At 68.2% G+C, this 16,676-nt stretch carries 19 protein-coding genes and 1 tRNA gene; 13 read left to right on the top strand and 7 right to left on the bottom strand.

Features of this window, described 5'->3' with window-relative positions:
* Positions 1-14 precede the first annotated feature (14 nt).
* The 7 genes from DYS74_RS04735 to DYS74_RS04705 all read right to left on the bottom strand — a co-directional run bounded on the left by DYS74_RS04735 (position 15) and on the right by DYS74_RS04705 (position 4,674).
* Positions 15-92 (bottom strand) — tRNA-Pro (locus tag DYS74_RS04735).
* A 110-nt stretch (positions 93-202) separates the two neighbouring features.
* Positions 203-1,090 carry a MerR family transcriptional regulator gene (locus DYS74_RS18795; protein WP_220668819.1) on the bottom strand — a complete coding sequence of 296 codons (888 nt, stop codon included), beginning with the start codon at positions 1,088-1,090 and terminating at the stop codon, positions 203-205.
* A 23-nt stretch (positions 1,091-1,113) separates the two neighbouring features.
* Entirely contained in the window at positions 1,114-1,416 is a 303-nt protein-coding gene (gene ihfA / locus DYS74_RS04725; RefSeq protein WP_121531431.1) for an integration host factor subunit alpha, read from the bottom strand.
* 126 nt (positions 1,417-1,542) lie between these two features.
* Positions 1,543-2,517, bottom strand: coding sequence for a beta-ketoacyl-ACP synthase III (locus tag DYS74_RS04720; protein WP_121531430.1), 975 nt, complete (start codon positions 2,515-2,517; stop codon positions 1,543-1,545).
* On the bottom strand, positions 2,514-3,677 hold the full coding sequence (gene plsX, locus DYS74_RS04715) for a phosphate acyltransferase PlsX (RefSeq protein WP_121531428.1): 1,164 nt from the start codon (positions 3,675-3,677) through the stop codon (positions 2,514-2,516). The genes DYS74_RS04720 and plsX overlap by 4 nt, the downstream gene beginning before the upstream one ends.
* Positions 3,678-3,701: 24 nt before the next feature.
* Complete coding sequence (rpmF, locus tag DYS74_RS04710) at positions 3,702-3,908, bottom strand: 50S ribosomal protein L32 (protein ID WP_121531426.1); 207 nt, start codon at positions 3,906-3,908, stop codon at positions 3,702-3,704.
* A 208-nt stretch (positions 3,909-4,116) separates the two neighbouring features.
* Positions 4,117-4,674 (bottom strand): YceD family protein, encoded by a 558-nt coding sequence (locus tag DYS74_RS04705; RefSeq protein ID WP_121531424.1) that lies wholly within the window; start codon positions 4,672-4,674, stop codon positions 4,117-4,119.
* A gap of 151 nt (positions 4,675-4,825) precedes the next feature.
* Here DYS74_RS04705 and DYS74_RS04700 point away from each other — a divergent pair, with 151 nt between their 5' ends.
* The 13 genes from DYS74_RS04700 to DYS74_RS04640 all read left to right on the top strand — a co-directional run bounded on the left by DYS74_RS04700 (position 4,826) and on the right by DYS74_RS04640 (position 16,668).
* Positions 4,826-5,248, top strand: coding sequence for an outer membrane protein assembly factor BamE (locus DYS74_RS04700; RefSeq protein WP_121531559.1), 423 nt, complete (start codon positions 4,826-4,828; stop codon positions 5,246-5,248).
* A gap of 87 nt (positions 5,249-5,335) precedes the next feature.
* On the top strand, positions 5,336-6,094 hold the full coding sequence (locus DYS74_RS04695; protein WP_121531422.1) for a GNAT family N-acetyltransferase: 759 nt from the start codon (positions 5,336-5,338) through the stop codon (positions 6,092-6,094).
* A gap of 345 nt (positions 6,095-6,439) precedes the next feature.
* A complete protein-coding gene (locus DYS74_RS04690; protein ID WP_121531420.1) occupies positions 6,440-7,501 on the top strand; it encodes a methionine ABC transporter ATP-binding protein in 1,062 nt (353 codons plus the stop codon).
* The gene (locus DYS74_RS04685) at positions 7,491-8,165 is read left to right on the top strand and encodes a methionine ABC transporter permease (protein WP_121531418.1); all 675 of its coding nucleotides are present in this window, start codon (positions 7,491-7,493) and stop codon (positions 8,163-8,165) included. The genes DYS74_RS04690 and DYS74_RS04685 overlap by 11 nt, the downstream gene beginning before the upstream one ends.
* 27 nt (positions 8,166-8,192) lie before the next feature.
* Entirely contained in the window at positions 8,193-8,969 is a 777-nt protein-coding gene (locus tag DYS74_RS04680) for a MetQ/NlpA family ABC transporter substrate-binding protein (RefSeq protein WP_121531416.1), read from the top strand.
* A 106-nt stretch (positions 8,970-9,075) separates the two neighbouring features.
* Entirely contained in the window at positions 9,076-10,899 is a 1,824-nt protein-coding gene (locus tag DYS74_RS04675; RefSeq protein WP_121531414.1) for an ABC-F family ATP-binding cassette domain-containing protein, read from the top strand.
* 128 nt (positions 10,900-11,027) lie between these two features.
* Positions 11,028-12,137: a CaiB/BaiF CoA transferase family protein gene (locus DYS74_RS04670; protein WP_121531412.1), complete on the top strand. Its 1,110-nt coding sequence runs from the start codon at positions 11,028-11,030 to the stop codon at positions 12,135-12,137.
* Between the two features lie 193 nt (positions 12,138-12,330).
* A complete protein-coding gene (rplU, locus tag DYS74_RS04665) occupies positions 12,331-12,717 on the top strand; it encodes a 50S ribosomal protein L21 (RefSeq protein ID WP_121531410.1) in 387 nt (128 codons plus the stop codon).
* Positions 12,718-12,731: 14 nt separating this feature from the next.
* Positions 12,732-13,001 (top strand): 50S ribosomal protein L27, encoded by a 270-nt coding sequence (gene rpmA / locus DYS74_RS04660; RefSeq protein WP_121531408.1) that lies wholly within the window; start codon positions 12,732-12,734, stop codon positions 12,999-13,001.
* 189 nt (positions 13,002-13,190) lie between these two features.
* A complete protein-coding gene (locus DYS74_RS04655) occupies positions 13,191-13,730 on the top strand; it encodes a GNAT family N-acetyltransferase (RefSeq protein ID WP_121531406.1) in 540 nt (179 codons plus the stop codon).
* A 182-nt stretch (positions 13,731-13,912) separates the two neighbouring features.
* Entirely contained in the window at positions 13,913-14,938 is a 1,026-nt protein-coding gene (obgE, locus tag DYS74_RS04650; RefSeq protein ID WP_121531404.1) for a GTPase ObgE, read from the top strand.
* On the top strand, positions 14,935-16,041 hold the full coding sequence (proB, locus tag DYS74_RS04645) for a glutamate 5-kinase (protein WP_394342934.1): 1,107 nt from the start codon (positions 14,935-14,937) through the stop codon (positions 16,039-16,041). The genes obgE and proB overlap by 4 nt, the downstream gene beginning before the upstream one ends.
* A 360-nt stretch (positions 16,042-16,401) precedes the next feature.
* Positions 16,402-16,668: a DUF1344 domain-containing protein gene (locus DYS74_RS04640; protein WP_121531400.1), complete on the top strand. Its 267-nt coding sequence runs from the start codon at positions 16,402-16,404 to the stop codon at positions 16,666-16,668.
* The last annotated feature ends 8 nt before the right edge of the window (positions 16,669-16,676 follow it).

Below are 16,676 nucleotides of genomic sequence, written 5' to 3'. Positions count from 1 at the left end.
GGCGTTTCTCGTGATGGTCGGGCCGGAGAGATTCGAACTCTCGACCTTCCGCCCCCCAGACGGACGCGCTAACCAGGCTGCGCCACGGCCCGACACGAGGCGCATATAGAGGCATCCGGGCGGCGTGCGCAAGCGGCAAAACGCAACTTTTTGCAACGGCCTGCCGGAAGCCCGTCGCGGGCCTTCCGGGGCGTGGGAGGGCTCAGCGCGGCAGGGCGCGCGGCGGCTGGCCCATCCGGGCCTGCAGTGCCGAGAGCCGGTCGCAGGCGGCCAGCAGCCGCATCCGGTCGGCGGTGCCGAGCATGGCAAGGTCGAGCCCGGCGAGACCGCGGGCGAGGGCGGCCAGCGGCGCTTGGGTGATCTCGGCGGGCTCGGGCGCCGGTTCGGGCTCGGCCGTGCGGGTGCTGCCGGCGACCAGGAGACTCACCACGCGGGCAAGCGCCTCGGGTGCCTCCTCCTCCTCCTCGACGTCGAGGGCGATCGGCGCCTCGGGCACCTCCTCGGTGAGGTCGGGCCGGGCGAGGTCGGGCGAGTCGTCTTCGATCTCGACGAGCGAAAGGCTGTCGATCTCGGCGATGATCTCGGTCGTCTCCTCGGCCGGCGCGTCGAAGAGCGAGGCCTGACGCCAGGAAGCGACGCGCGGGGTGAGCAGGGTGCCGGTGGGGTCGGCGGGCGGCTCGGCCGTGTCGGCTGCGTCCGTCTCGACCGCGTCGGGGGGCTCTGCCATGATCGGCTCGGCGGGCGCGTCGACAGTGTCGGGCGCCGCGGCGGTGTCGGGCGTGTCGTCGGGGGCAGGCTCGGCCGGGGCCGCGTCGAGGCTCAGCTCGACCCGTGCGGCGATCTGCTTCGCGCCCTGTTCGCGCAGCATCTTCTGCACGCCGCGGATGGTCATCCCCTCGTCATGCAGCAGCTTCTTGATGCCGGCGAGCAATTGCACGTCATCGGGGCGATAATAGCGTCGCCCGCCCGCGCCCTTGACCGGCTTCACCTGCGGGAAACGGCTTTCCCAGAAACGCAGCACATGAGTGGGCGTCTCCAGAAGCTCGGCCACTTCGGAGATCGTGCGGAAGGCATCGGCGGACTTGCTCATCTCGCGGTCCTGGTCGCGGCGCGTCACTTCGCGTTGCCGGCCGCGACGCGATCCTTCATCAGGTGCGAGGGCCGGAACGAGAGCACGCGGCGCGGGCTGATCGGGACTTCCTCGCCGGTCTTCGGATTGCGCCCCATGCGCGAGCTTTTCTCGCGCACCGAGAAGGTGCCGAAGGACGAGATCTTCACCGTCTCGCCCGAGGCCAGCGCATCGGACATGTGGCGCAGCACGCTTTCGACAAGCTGCGCGGATTCGTTGCGGCTCAGACCGACTTCGCGGAACACCGCTTCGCTCAGGTCCATGCGCGTCAGGGTCTTTTCGGACATCGTGTCATCCCCCCGGATGTGACTGCGCCCACGATGGGCGCAAATCCATGCCGGAGTCAATAAGAACGGCTTGTCAACGGCTTGCGCGGCGCTCTGACGCAGCCACAACGCCCGTCTGAGCAGCGCTTACCAGCGCAGCACCACCGAGCCCCAGGCGAGGCCGCCGCCGATCGCCTCGGTCACGACGAGGTCGCCGGTCTTGATCTGACCGCGCTGCTTGCCGACCGAGAGGGCGAGGGGAATCGATGCGGCCGAGGTGTTGCCGTGATCCTGCACGGTCAGCACGACGCGTTCCATCGGCACCTGCATCCGCTCGGCCGTGGCCGAGATGATGCGCAGGTTGGCCTGATGCGGCACGATCCAATCGACATCCTCGCCGCTCATCCCGATCTTGTCGAGCGCGGTATGGGCGGTTTCGGCAAGCTTCTGCACGGCATGCTTGAAGACCGCGTTGCCCTGCATCCGCAGATGGCCGGCGACGCCATTCGTGGAAACGCCGCCGTCGACATAGAGCAGCTCGCGATAGCGGCCGTCGGAATGCAGATCGGTCGACAGCACGCCGCGATCGCTGTTCGCGCCGCTGCCCTCGGCCGCCTCGAGCACCAGCGCGCCGGCGCCGTCGCCGAAGAGCACGCAGGTGCCCCGGTCGGTCCAGTCCATGATCCGCGAGAAGGTCTCGGCCCCGATCACCAGCACGCGTTCGGCCTGCCCCGAGACGATCAGCCCGTTCGCATTCGCCAGCGCATAGACGAAGCCCGCGCAGACCGCCTGCACGTCATAGGCAAAGCCATGCGTCGAGCCGAGCCCGGCCTGCACCATGGTGGCGACGGAGGGGAAGGTGAAATCGGGGGTCGAGGTGGCGACGACGATCGCATCGATGCGGTCGGCGGGGATGTCGGCATCCTCGAGCGCCGCCTGCGCGGCCTTGATCGCGAGCTGCGAGGTGGTCTCGCCCTCGGCGGCGAAGTGGCGCCGCTCGATGCCGGTGCGCGCCCGGATCCATTCGTCCGAGGTCTCGAGCGTCGTCTCGAACTCGCTGTTCTCGACGACGCGCGCCGGCAGGTAATGGCCGACGCCGCGGACGACGGATCTGATCTTCATAGTTCGTTCTCGCTGGATGCCTCTTCCGAGGGCGCATCCTGCCTTGCCGCTGACGCAGAGGCAACCCGTGCCGCGAGCCTTTCGACGAAACCGGAGCGGGCGAGGCGGGCGGCAAGCTCGATCGCGGCCGCGACACCGGTCGCGTCGGCCGAGCCGTGCGACTTCACCACGGTGCCGTTCAACCCGAGGAAAACGCCGCCATTGGCGCGTCGGGGGTCGATCTGCGCGCTCATCCGCTTCAGCGGACCCATGGCGAGCAGCGCGCCGAGCTTGGCCAGCGGTGTCGCGGTCAGCGCTCCGCGCAGCAGTTCGGCCGCAAGCTTCGCCGTGCCCTCGGCGGTTTTCAGCGCAACGTTGCCGGTGAAGCCGTCGGTCACGATCACGTCAACGCGGTCCGAGGGCAGGTCATTGCCCTCGACGAAGCCGACGAAATCGAAGGCACCGGCGTCCTGCGCTGCGCCGATCATCTCATGCGCGAGCTTGAGCTCGGCGTGGCCCTTGTGTTCCTCGGTGCCGACGTTGAGCAGCCCGACGCGCGGCCGGGCAAGGCCGAGCGCGTTGCGGGCATAGGAGGTGCCCATCAGCGCATAGGTCAGCAAATCGGGGGCCTCGGCCTTCACGTCGGCGCCCATGTCGAGCATGACGTTCCAGCCGGTCGGATTGCGCGAGGGCCAGAACGAGGCGATGGCGGGGCGGTTCACCCCGGGCAGCTTGCGCAGCCGCAGCATCGACACCGCCATCAGCGCGCCGGTGTTGCCGCAGGAAACGGCAACCGCCGCCTCGCGCTCGCGCACCGACTCGATCGCCGACCACATCGAGGTGTCCTTGCCGCGCCGCATCACCTGCGACGGCTTGTCGTGCATTGTCACCACGCCCTCGGCATGGTGCAGCACCGCGCAATCGGCAAGGCCGCGCGCGGCGATCAGCGGGGCAAGCTCCGCCTCGCGGCCGTGCAGGATGAAGCGCAGGGCCGGATTGGCCTGATGCGCGATCAAAACGCCGTCGAGCACCGCGACAGGGCCGCGGTCGCTGCCCATGGCATCGATGGAAATGACGATGGCGCCGGACTCGGCCGGCGCCTTGGCCGCGACTTCGCGGCCTTCCGTCTGCGCGGCATCGGTCCGGCCTTCGGCCCGCGTCTGCTCTTGTTCAGGCAGCATGGATCAGAGGCTCGGCCGACGCGCTTACGCGGCGTCGTCGTCCAGATCGACCTCGGCGGCCTGCGCGACGACTTCGCGGTCGTCATAGTGACCGCAGGCGCCGCAGACGTGGTGCGGACGCTTCAGTTCGCCGCAGTTCGGGCATTCAGCCGGATTGGCGGCAACAAGAGCGTCATGCGCACGGCGCATGTTACGACGGGAGCGCGTGACTCGGTTCTGCGGGACAGCCATGTCTAATCCTCGATTGTTCGCGGGCACAGGGCCCTGATTTCCTTGAGTATCGTCACTGGCGCCGGAGAGCGGACCGGGTGCGAACCCAGACTTCGAATGAGGCCGGGAACATACTGCGATTCCGCTCCGTTGCAAGCCCTTTCTTGCACTGCCGCGCCGTGCGGGCGCCGATGTGCAAAAGCCGGGCAGGCGGCGCGCAAACGGGCGCTCACTCGTCGCCCGTCTCGTCCTTCTTCGCCATCAGGTCGCGCAGATTGGCGAAGGGGCGGGTGTCCTCGTCGCGCATCGGCACGGCGCCCGGCTCGGTCACCACGGTCTCGTCGAGCTCGGCACCCGGCGCCCGCGGATAGAGCGGCAAGGCAAGTTCGAGCACCTCGAGCGCCACCGCGGCAAGGTCGACCACCGCGGGCAGCGGCTCGCTGGTGTCGTCCTCGGGCATCTCGACCTCGTCGCCCTCGGGTTCGGGCATCTCGGCGAGGTAGTGGCGCTGCACGCCTTCGCTCAGCTTGGTGGTGACCGGGGCGAGGGTGACGACGCAGGATTGCACCACCTCGGCCTCGAATTCGGCCTGAAGCGTCCAGTCCGTGCGCCCCTGCGGCGTCAGCGTTCCGTTCAGTCGCAAAGAGTTGAGCGCCTCGAGTCCGGCCCAGTCGGCGATTGCCGCGCGGGTCTCGGCATCGGGGCGCAGGTCGAAACGATTGGGCTTGCGGCTCGCCAGTTCGGCGGGGCGGAGCGGCGCGCTCCAGGGAAGGGGGGCATCGGTCATGGCAGCTCCTGGGTGTCTGGTCCGGCCGCCTCTGCATCGTGCTTGAGGGCCGGGCCGGGTTGTTGTAAGCGGGATAAAAGGCCGCAGGCCATGAGGCAAGAGGGGGTAACAGGTGAGCACCGGAACCGTGACGCGGCGCATTGCGCTGGCGATGGCCCTTGGCGCGAGCCTCTTGGCGGCTGGCTGTACGGCGATTTACCAGAATCACGGCTATGTCCCGTCCGACGAGGACCTGTCGCAGGTCCAGGTCGGCAAGAGTTCGCGCGATGACGTGGCCTCGGCCGTGGGGCGGCCCTCCGCCTCGGGCGTGCTCGAGGGCTCGGCGTGGTATTACGTCGGCTCGCGCTGGAAATACTACGGCGCCCGCGCGCCGCAGGAGATCGACCGCCAGGTCGTCGCGGTCAGCTTCGACAAGAACGGCACCGTCGCCAATGTCGAGCGCTTCGGCCTCGAACGCGGCGAGGTGGTGGTGCTGTCGCGGCGCGTGACGAAGTCGAACATCAAGGGCATCGGCGTCGTGCGGCAGCTTCTGGGCAGCCTCGGCCGGGTGTCGGCGACGCAACTCACGCAGTGAGTTTCCCTGGCCCGCGGCGGTTTTTCTTTCGCCGCGGCCCCGAGTCGCCTATGCTTCTCCCCGTTCGGGCCAACCCGGGGAGCCTCCATGTTTTCGCTCGCAAGGGGTCGTTACGCGGCGCGTTTCGCCGCGACCCCGTCCGACCTTCGGGCTGCGCAGGCGCTGCGCTGGCGCAGTTTCCTCGGCGCGCGTGGCGCGGCCGGCGCGGGCTCCGTCCCTCTCGATGCCGATGCGTTTGATGCCGTCTGCCAGCACGTTCTGGTCGAGGAGCTCGTCACGGGACGGCTCGTGTGCTGCTTCCGGCTGCTGCCTTTGAGGGACGGCAGCGAGATCGGCCGCAGCTATTCCGCGCAATATTACGAGCTTTCCGCGCTGCAGGGATTCGCCGGGCCGATGGTCGAGATGGGGCGCTTCTGCATGGAGCCCGGGGTGCACGATCCCGACATCCTGCGCGTCGCCTGGGGCGCGATGACGCGCTTCGTCGATGCCGGGAAGGTCGAGATGCTGTTCGGCTGTTCCTCCTTCACCGGCACCGACTGGGAATATTTCGCCGATGCCTTCGCCGTGCTGGCCGAGCGCCATCTGGCGCCGCGGCGCTGGTGGCCGCGGGTGAAGGCGCCGAAGGTGGTGCGCTATGCCCGGGCGCTGATCGGCCGGCCGGGGAACCCGAAACAGGCGATGCTGCGGATGCCGCCGCTGTTGCGCAGCTATCTGACGATGGGCGGCTGGGTCAGCGACCATGCCGTGGTCGACGAGGATCTGGGCACGCTCCATGTCTTCACCGGGCTCGAGATCGGCGCGATTCCGCCGGCCCGGGCGCGGGCGCTGCGGATGGTGGCGGGGTAGGGGGCTTGCCCCCTCTTCGGCTGCGCCGAATTCACCCCCGGGATATTTGGGGCAATTGGAAGCGGGACGCAGGGCGCTTTGCCTGGGGCGATTCTCTGCGCGGTTCGGCGCAGGATCTCGCGCTGTGGAACGCTTTGGGGGCGCGGTTTTCGGGGGGTGGAAGAATATCCTGAAAACCCGACAAATTTTAGCGTGATTGTTTGCTTGAACCCGGCGCGCGGATCTGGCGTAACACCCGGGACGGGGCGCATCGGGTGTCCCGGGCCCCGGCGCGGGGTTGTATCTGCCGGCCGCTTCCCCTTTATGGGCGGTCAAATCGAGTCCACAGCCATATCGGACACAGGGATGCAACGGGATATCACCAGCGGCGCGGCCATCACCTTCGACGGGGTCGGCAAGAGCTATCCGAAGGCAGGTGGCGGCAGCGTCACGGCGCTCGAGGGGATCACCTTCGAGGTGCCGGCCGGCTCGATCACCGGCATCATCGGGCGGTCCGGTGCGGGCAAGTCGACACTGCTGCGGATGGTCAACGGGCTCGAGCAGCCGACGGCGGGCACGATCACCGTGGCCGGGCGCGACGTCGGCCGGGCCCGCGGCGCGGCGCTGCGCGAGATCCGGCGCGAGGTCGGGATGATCTTCCAGCACTTCAACCTGCTCTCGTCGCGCACGGTCGAGGACAACGTGGCGCTGCCGATGGAGATTGCCGGCATTCCCGCGGCGAAGATCCGCCCGCGGGTGCGCGATCTGATCGCACGTGTCGGGCTTGAACAGCTGGCCGGGCGCTATCCGGCCGAGCTTTCGGGCGGGCAGAAACAGCGCGTCGGCATCGCCCGCGCGCTCGCCACCGATCCGAAGGTTCTGCTGTCGGACGAGGCGACCTCGGCGCTTGATCCCGAGACGACGCAGACGGTGTTGCGGCTTCTGGCCGACATCAACCGCGACCTCGGGCTGACGATTCTTCTGATCACCCACGAGATGGCGGTGGTGCGCGACATCGCGAGCCATGTCGCGGTGATCGAGGGCGGGCGGATCGTCGAGCAGGGGCTCACCTATGACGTCTTCACCGCGCCGCAGCACCCGACGACGCGCAGCTTCCTGGCCGGTGTCACCGGCGTCACCCTGCCGCGCTTCATCGCCGACCGGCTGCAGACCGACCGCCCCGAAGGACCGGCGCGCGAGGTGATCCGCATCACCTTCCTCGGCGACAATGCGACCGACCCGCTGCTGGCGCGGATGAGCGCGACGCTGGGGCTCGATGTCAACATCCTCGCCGGCGCCATCGAGGAGATCGGGCCGCGCCCCTTCGGCAATCTGCTGGTCTCGATCGACGCGGCCCGGGCGGCCGAGGCGCGGGCCTATCTCGAAAGCCATCAGCAGCGCACGGAGGTTCTGGGCTATGTCCTCTAATCTGATCAACCTGCTGATCTCGGCCACCTGGCAGACGCTCTACATGGTCTTCCTGTCGACGCTGATCGGTGCGGCCATCGGCCTGCCGATCGGCGTGTTCCTCGCCTGTTCGCGGCGCGGCGAGCTGTTGTCGGCGCCGGCGGTGAACAAGGTGCTGGGCATCGTCGTCAACGCGACCCGCTCGATCCCCTTCATCATCCTTGTCGTGGCGATCATCCCCTTCACCCGGCTGATCGCCGGCACCTCGATCGGCACCACCGCCGCGATCGTGCCGCTGACCATCGCCGCCGTGCCCTTCATCGCCCGGCTGATCGAGAACGCGATCCGCGAGGTCGATGCGGGGCTGATCGAGGCCGCCCGCGCCATGGGCGCGACGCCCCTGCAGATCATCCGCAAGGTGCTGATCCCCGAGGCGCTGCCGGGCATCACGCTCGGCCTCACCCTCGCCGTCGTCAGCCTGATCGGCTATTCGGCGATGGTCGGTGCGGTCGGCGGCGAGGGGCTGGGCGACCTTGGCATCCGCTATGGCTATCAGCGCTTCATGCCCGACGTGATGGCGGTGGTGGTGGTCATCCTGATCGTTCTCGTCCAGCTCGTGCAGACCATCGGCGAATGGATCGCACGTCGGGTGGACAAACGCGCGCCCGGCAACCGCGGCGCATAATTTTTCAAGCTCAGAGGGAAAATTCCGATGAAAAAGCTGATGACGCTGATCTCCGTGCTCGCGCTCACGGCCGGGACCGCGATGGCCGAGGACATCAAGGTCGGGGTCTCGCCGGGCGAGCATGCCGAGATCATGGAAGAGGTGGCGAAGGTCGCCAAGCCGATGGGCCTTGATATCAAGGTGATCGAGTTCTCGGATTACGTGGTGCCGAACCAGGCGCTCGCCGATGGCGACATCGAGGCGAACTCGTTCCAGCACAAGCCCTACCTCGACAACCAGATCAAGGACCGCGGCTTCAAGCTGGTGCCGGTGGGGACCACGATCACCACGCCGATGGGGCTCTATTCGAACAAGGTGAAGTCGCCTGCCGACCTGAAGGACGGCGATACCGTCGGCATCCCGAACGACCCGACGAACGGCGGCCGTGCGCTTCTGGTGCTGCAGGACTTCGGCCTGATCAAGCTCGCCGACGGCACCGGCCTGACCCCGACCGTGCTCGACGTGACCGAGAATCCGAAGAACCTGAAGTTCCAGGAACTCGACGCCGCGCAGCTGCCGCGTTCGCTTGCCGATCTCGACGCAGCGATGATCAACACCAACTATGCCATCGCCGCCGGTCTGAACCCGAAGACCGACACGATCGCGATGGAAAAGGCCGACAACCCCTATGTGAACATCATCGTGGTGCGCGAAGGCGACGAGACCGCGCCCTGGGTGAAGACGCTGGTCTCGGCCTATCACTCGGACGAGGTGAAGAAATTCATCGAGGACAAGTATCACGGCACGGTGCTGACCTCCTGGTGAGCCGTTCCGGGATCCAATCGGCGGGCGCCTTTCGGGCGCCCGTTTGCATGTGCGGCCCCTGCACGCCCCCGTTGACCTTTCGCCGCCGCCCGGCTAGCGGAGAGCCATGGCACGCGCACCCCTTCTCCAGCTTTCCGGCATCTCCCTCACCTTCGGCGGCGACCCCGTCTTCGAGGGGCTCGATCTCACCGTTCAGGAGGGCGACCGCATCGCGCTCGTGGGCCGCAACGGCTCGGGCAAGTCGACGCTGATGAAGGTGATGGCGGGGCTGGTCGAGCCCGACCAGGGCTCGCGCGTGGTGCCGAGCGGCACGCGCGTGGGCTACATGGAGCAGGAGCCTGACCTGTCGGGCTTTGCGACGCTTGGCGATTTCGCCGGATCGGGCCTCTCCGAGGCCGAACACTACCGCGTCGAGATGGTGGCCGAGGGGCTGAAGTTCCGTCCCGAGACCCCGGTCGCAACCGCCTCGGGCGGCGAGCGGCGGCGCGCGGCGCTGGCCAAGCTTCTCGCCGAGGCGCCGGAACTCATGCTGCTCGACGAACCCACCAACCACCTCGACATCGAGGCGATCGGCTGGCTCGAGAACGAGCTGAAGACCACCCGCACCGCCTTCGTGCTGATCTCGCACGACCGCGCCTTCCTGCGCAACCTGACGCGGGCCACGCTCTGGCTCGATCGCGGCGCGCTGCGCCGGCAGGAGCGCGGCTTCGAGGCCTTCGAGGACTGGCGCGAACAGATCTGGACCGAGGAGGACGAGGCCCGCCACAAGCTCGACCGCAAGATCAAGGCCGAGGCGAAATGGGCGGTCGAGGGGATCTCGGCACGGCGCAAGCGCAACATGGGCCGGGTGCGGGCGCTCCAGGCGCTGCGCGCCGAACGCGCGGGCCAGATCCGCCGCCAGGGCACCGCGGCGATGGAACTTGAAAGCTCGGGCACCTCGGGCAAGCGGGTGATCGAGGCGAAGGGCCTGTGCAAATCCTTCGGCGACAAGGTGATCGTGAAGAATTTCGACCTGCGCGTGCTGCGCGGTGACCGTGTCGCCTTCGTCGGCCCGAACGGCGTGGGCAAGACCACGCTGCTGAAGATGCTGACCGGCGAGATCGCGCCCGACGCGGGCACGGTGACGCTCGGCACCAATCTCGAGATCGCGGTCTTCGATCAGGCGCGTGCCACGCTCGACCTCGACCAGACGCTCTGGGACGGGATGGTGAACGATCCCGACATGCGGGTCTCGGGGCAGTCCGACCAGGTGATGGTGCGCGGCCGGCCGAAGCATGTGGTGGCCTATCTCAAGGACTTCCTCTTCGACGAGAGCCAGGCGCGCGCGCCGATCGGCTCGCTCTCGGGCGGCGAACGGGCACGGCTGCTGCTCGCGCGGATCATGGCGAAGCCCTCGAACCTGCTGATCCTCGACGAGCCGACGAACGATCTCGACGTCGAGACGCTGGATCTGCTGCAGGACATCCTTGGCGAGTATGACGGCACCGTGCTGCTGGTCAGCCACGACCGCGACTTCATCGACCGTGTCGCGACGACGACGATCACGATGGAGGGCGACGGCCGCGCCACGGTCTATGCCGGCGGCTGGAGCGACTATCAGGCGCAAAAGGCGCTGAGCGCCCCGGCGGCGCCGGCCGTCGTCGGCGCCCCTGCCGCGAAGAAGGCCGAGTCCGCCGCCGCCCCGAAGGCCGCGCCGAAGAAGCCGGGCCTCAGCTTCACCGAGAAACACCGGCTCGAGGAGCTGCCCGGTGTCATCGACAAGCTCGAGCGCGAGATCGGCAAGCTCTCCGAACTCCTCTCCGACCCCGAGCTTTTCACCCGCGAGCCGGTGAAGTTCAAAAAGGCCACCGAGATGCTGGGCGAGCGTCAGGCGGCGCTGAGCGCGGCCGAGGAGGAATGGCTGACGCTCGAGGAAAAGGCGCAGGGCTGAGCCCGGCCCGCGGTGACGCTGCGTCACGGCGCGGCCGCCTTTACCCCTTCATCTTGCCGGAAATACCTTGCGGGGGTCCGGGGGTGCAAAACCCCCGGCCGCGCCACCAGAGGCCCGCAGGAGACCAGATGACCACATCGCCGCAAGGCCCGCTTGCCGGGCTCCGCATCGTCGAGATTTCGGGCCTCGGCCCCACGCCCTTCACCGTGCAGCTTTTTGCCGACATGGGGGCCGAGGTGATCCGCATCGCGCGGCCGAACTCGGGCGGCGCGGCGAACCACGTGCTCGGCATCGCGAATGACCCGATCGAGCGCGGCCGCGACGTGCTGGAGCTCGATCTCAAGGCGCCCGCAGACCTCGCCATCGCGCGGCGGCTGATCGCGCAGGCCGACGCGCTGGTCGAGGGGATGCGCCCCGGGGTGATGGAACGCCTCGGCCTCGGCCCCGCTGATTTCCCCGAGAACCCGCGCCTCGTCTATGGCCGGATGACCGGCTGGGGGCAGAGCGGCCCGCTCGCCCAGACCGCGGGGCACGACATCAACTTCGTCGCGCTCTCGGGGGCGCTCGGTGCGATCGGCACGCCCGAGACGCCGACGATCCCGCTCAACCTGGTGGGCGATTTCGGCGGCGGCTCGATGTGGCTGGCCTTCGGCATGATGGCGGCGCTGTGGCATGCGAAGGCGACGGGGCAGGGGCAGGTGGTGGATGCCGCGATCACCGACGGCATCGCCGGGCTTCTGGGGATGATGCACGGGCTCAGGGCCAGCGGGCTCTGGTCCGATCGGCGCGGCGAGAACCTGCTCGACGGCGGCGTGCCCTATTACGGGGTCTATCCCTGCAAGGCGGGCGGCCATTTCGCCATCGGCCCGATCGAGGAGAAATTCTGGGCCGAGTTTCAGCGCCTGATGGGCTTTGCCCCGGGCGAGCTGCCCGACCGCGCCGACCGCGCCCTCTGGCCCGAGCTGCGCGCGCGCATCGGCGCGCGGTTCATGGAAAAGACCCGCGCCGAATGGGAGGCGATCTTCGAGGGCACCGACGCCTGCGCGACGCCGGTTCTGACGGTGTCGGAGGCGGTGACCCACCCGCACAACGTCGCCCGCGGCGCCTATCTGCGCCATGAGGACATCGTGCAGCCCGCGCCCGCGCCGAAGCTGAGCCGCACCCCGGGCGCGATCGGGGCGGGCTCGACGCTGGCCCGGATCGGGCGCGAGGAGGCGCTCGCCCGCTGGCAGGCCTGAGGCGGGCCGCGCAAGAGCCTTGACTTGCGCCCCCCGATCTCCGATAAGCCGCCAACCCGGCAGAGGACTCCCTCTTGCGGGGGGAATCATATGCAACAACGCCCCGGGAGGGGCGCGCTGCCCGAGGCGGGCCCGCAAGGGCCGTGAAACTCCGCAAGGGGCCACAGGGCGCGGCTTGGAAAAGGAAGAACGCATGTTTGCGGTCCTCAAGACTGGCGGCAAGCAATACAAGGTCCAGGCGGGCGACGTGCTCCGCGTGGAACTGATCGCTGCCGTTGCTGGCGACAAGGTCCAGTTCAACGAGATTCTGATGGTTGGCGGCGACACCCTGACCGTTGGCGCCCCGCTCGTCGAAGGCGCTGCGGTCGTCGCGGAAGTCATCGACACCATCAAGGCCGACAAGGTCATCACCTATCACAAGCGCCGCCGCAAGCATTCGTCGCAGCGTACCCGTGGCCACCGTCAGAAGCTGACGCTGGTGCGCGTGACCGAGGTTCTCGCCTCGGGCGCCGCTGCCTCGGGCGTGAAGGAAGCCGTCGGCACCGCTGCTGCGCGCGTCGCCGCGCACGAAGCGAAGTAAGAGGAGACTGACAGATGGCTCACAAGAAAGCAGGCGGTTCGTCCCGCAACGGCCGCGACTCTGCCGGTCGTCGTCTTGGCGTCAAGCTCTACGGCGGTCAGGCCGCGGTTTCGGGCAACATCATCGTGCGTCAGCGCGGCACCACCTGGTGGCCGGGCGAAGGCGTGATGATGGGCAAGGACCACACCATTTTCGCCGTCACCGAGGGCAAGGTCACCTTCAAGAAAGGCCTCAAGGGCCGCACCTTCATCTCGGTTCTCCCGGTTGCGGAGGCGGCCGAGTAAGCCGAACCGCACTCCGGACAGGAACAGGGGGATCGGCTGCAAGGCCGGTCCCCTTTGTCTTTGCTGCGATGCGGCATTGTGATCTCGAAGAATTCATCGAATTTTCAAACGGGTAGGGTTCAAATTGTCATCGTCCCGCCCCATTTCAGGACCAAAGTGAACAGGCCCGCGTTTCGAGGAGGAGCGCAGATGTTTCAGGAAACCCTCACCGCTCAACCCGTGATCGAGGCCGGCCGCTTCGTGCTGCGCCCGCTGCGCCGCTCGGACGCCGGGCTGATCTCGATGTACACGGCCGACCGCCGCGTCGCCGAGGGCACCCGCGCCATCCCGCATCCGCTGCCGCCCGGGGCCGCCGAGAACTTCGTCGCCCGCGCCATGGCCGAGAAGCGGTCGGAAGATGTCTGGGCGATGGACGGATCGGCGAACGGTCTGGCCGAGGTGCTGGGCATCGTCTCGCTCACCCGCGTCGAGCCCGACCAGTCCGAGGTCGGCTTCTGGGTCGGGCCGGGGTTCTGGAACACCGGTTTCGCCTCCGAGGCGGTGGCCGCACTCGTCGCCGCGAACCCGCACAATTCGCGCACCCTCTTCGCCGAGGTGTTCCAGGATAACCCGGGTTCGGCCCGTGTCCTGACGAACTCGGGCTTCGAATATCTGGGCGATGCCGAGAGCTGGTCTGTGGCGCGCGGCGGCCGGGTGCCGACCTGGACCTACCTGCGCAAGATGGGCTGAGGGCAGACGGGAGGGCGCCGCCCTCCCGGACCCTCCCGAGGTATTTATGGCAAGATGAAGGGTGGGTCTCTTTCATCTTGCCATAAATACCTCGGGGGTGTGGGGGCGGCGCCCCCACGCGTGGCTTGAAGAATGCGGCGTGCCGGCGTAAACGGACGCCTTGCAAACAGGGACGACCGCCGATGAAATTCCTCGACCTCGCCAAAGTCTACATCCGCTCCGGCGCCGGTGGCGGCGGCTCCGTCAGCTTCCGCCGGGAGAAGTTCATCGAGTTCGGTGGACCTGACGGCGGTGACGGCGGCAAGGGCGGCTCGGTCTGGGCCGAGGCGGTCGAGGGGCTGAACACGCTCATCGACTTCCGCTATCAGCAGCATTTCTTCGCGCAGAACGGCCAGCACGGCATGGGCAGCCAGCGCACCGGCGCGGATGGTGACGACATCGTCCTGAAAGTGCCGGTCGGCACCGAGATCATCGACGAAGACGAGGAAACCGTCCTTGCCGATCTGACCGAGCCCGGCAGCCGGGTGCTGCTGGCGAAGGGCGGCAACGGCGGCTGGGGCAACCTGCGTTTCAAGAGCTCGACGAACCGGGCGCCGTCGCGGGCGAACCCGGGCCAGGAAGGGGTCGAGCGCACGCTCTGGCTGCGGCTGAAGCTGATCGCCGACGCCGGGCTGCTGGGCCTGCCGAATGCCGGCAAGTCGACCTTCCTTGCCGCGGTCTCGAACGCGCGGCCGAAGATTGCCGATTACCCCTTCACCACGCTGGTGCCGAACCTTGGCGTTGTCGGCATCGACGGCAAGGAATTCGTCATCGCCGACATCCCCGGGCTGATCGAGGGCGCCTCCGAGGGGCGGGGGCTGGGCGACCAGTTCCTCGGCCACGTCGAGCGCTGCTCGGTGCTCCTGCATCTGGTCGATGGCACCTCCTCGACCCTGACCAAGGATTACCGCACCATCATCGGCGAGCTCGAGGCCTATTCGCCGGACCTCGCCGAGAAGCCGCGGGTGACGGTGCTGAACAAGATCGACGCGCTTGATCCGAAGACGCTGTCGAACCGCAAGCGGGCGCTCGAGAAGGCGTCGGGCGGGCCGGTTCTGCTGATGTCGGGGGTCTCGAAGCAGGGCGTGAACGAGGTTCTGCGCAAGCTTTGGGCCGAGATCTCGGAGGATCGGGCCGGTGAGGAAGAGGTGACGCCGTGGCGTCCCTGAAGCCGGATGTGCGGACCGCGTCGCGGCTGGTGATCAAGATCGGCTCGGCGCTGCTGGTGGGGGAGGGCGGTCTCAAGACCGACTGGCTTGTCGCTCTGGCCGAGGACGTGGCGGCCGCGCGGGAGCGGGGCACCGATGTGGTGCTCGTCTCCTCGGGCTCGATCGCACTTGGGCGGCGGGTGCTTGGCCTGCCCGCGGGGGCGCTGGCGCTCGAGCAGAGCCAGGCCGCGGCAGCGGTGGGGCAGATCCGCCTTGCCCGCGCCTATGAGCAGGTTCTGGCCCCGCATGGGGTGACCACGGCGCAGGTCCTGGTGACGCTGGAGGATACCGATGACCGGCGCCGCTATCTGAACAGCCGCGCCACGATGGAGACGCTGCTGTCGCTGGGCGTCGTGCCGATCGTGAACGAGAACGACACGGTGGCCACCGACGAGATCCGCTTTGGCGACAACGACCGGCTGGCGGCGCAGATCGCCGTCACCGTGGGCGCCGATCAGCTGATCCTGCTGTCGGATGTCGACGGCTTCTATACCGCGAACCCGAAGGAAGACCCGAGCGCCGAGCGCTTCGAGATCGTCGAGCATATCTCGCCCGAGATCGAGGCGATGGCGGGTGACCCGATCTCGGGGCTGTCGAAGGGCGGCATGAAGACGAAGCTTCTGGCGGCCAAGACCGCGGTGGCCGGCGGCTGTGCCATGGCGATCATGGAAGGCTCGGTCGCGCGGCCGCTCTCGGCGCTGGCCCTGGGCGCGAACAGCACCTGGTTCCTGCCCGAGGGCGACCCGCAGGTGGCACGCAAGCGCTGGATCGCGGCGATGAAGCCGCGCGGCGAGATCTTCGTCGATGCGGGCGCGGTCGAGGCGCTGATGTCGGGGAAGTCGCTGCTGCCGGCGGGCGTCACCAAGGTCGTCGGTCAGTTCGGCCGGGGCGAACCGGTGGCCGTTGCCGGCCCCGACCGGGCGATCCTGGCGAAGGGCCTTGTGCGCTACACCGCCGAGGAGGCGCACAAGATCGCCGGTCACCGCTCGCGCGAGATCGAGGAGATTCTCGGCTATCCGGGGCGGGCGGCGCTGATTCACCGTGACGACATGGTGGTGGGCTGAGCCGGCCCTGCCGGCCGCGAGGGGCGATGACGTGCCCCTCTCCCGAGCGTGATTTGCAGCGCCCGCCCCGGTGGCGGGCGTTTCGCTGTCAGGGCCTTGGCGCGGCACGAAATCCGGCCCGCGGCGCGGCCGAGGAACGCCGCGCAACACACCGAAATCACGTGGAATTCATTGCTTTCACCAGGGCCGATCACGGTCGATCAAATGGCGAGGCCCCCCCTGCCGGCACGGCCGGAGGACGGCTAATCTGTTCGCCGAAGCCTGGGTCTGTCGGGTGGCGCCGTGCCATTGACGCGACCGGCCATGAAGGTTTCGTCCCACCGGCCCGCAGCAAAAGGGGCCGGCTTCACGGAGCAGATCATGCGTTCCATCCTTCTTCCCGTCGTCACCGTTCTTGCGCTCGGCTCGGCCTCGCTTGCCATGGCCGCGGGCGCGACCACGACCGACGGCACGATCAAGACGATCGACAAGAAAGCGCATTCCGTCACGCTGTCGGATGGCAGCACCTACATGATGCCGAAGACGGTCAAGCTGAAGGAGTTCAAGGTCGGCGAGAAGGTCGCCGTCACCTGGGAACAGAAGGGCAAGGTGAACGAGGCCACGGCGCTCGTCGCCGTCAAGGGCTGAGGCCCTGT

The organism is Paenirhodobacter hankyongi, from assembly GCF_003664585.1.
In the GTDB taxonomy this organism is placed as follows: Bacteria; Pseudomonadota; Alphaproteobacteria; order Rhodobacterales; family Rhodobacteraceae; genus Rhodobacter; species Rhodobacter hankyongi.
This window is presented reverse-complemented; position numbering and strand designations above follow the sequence as displayed.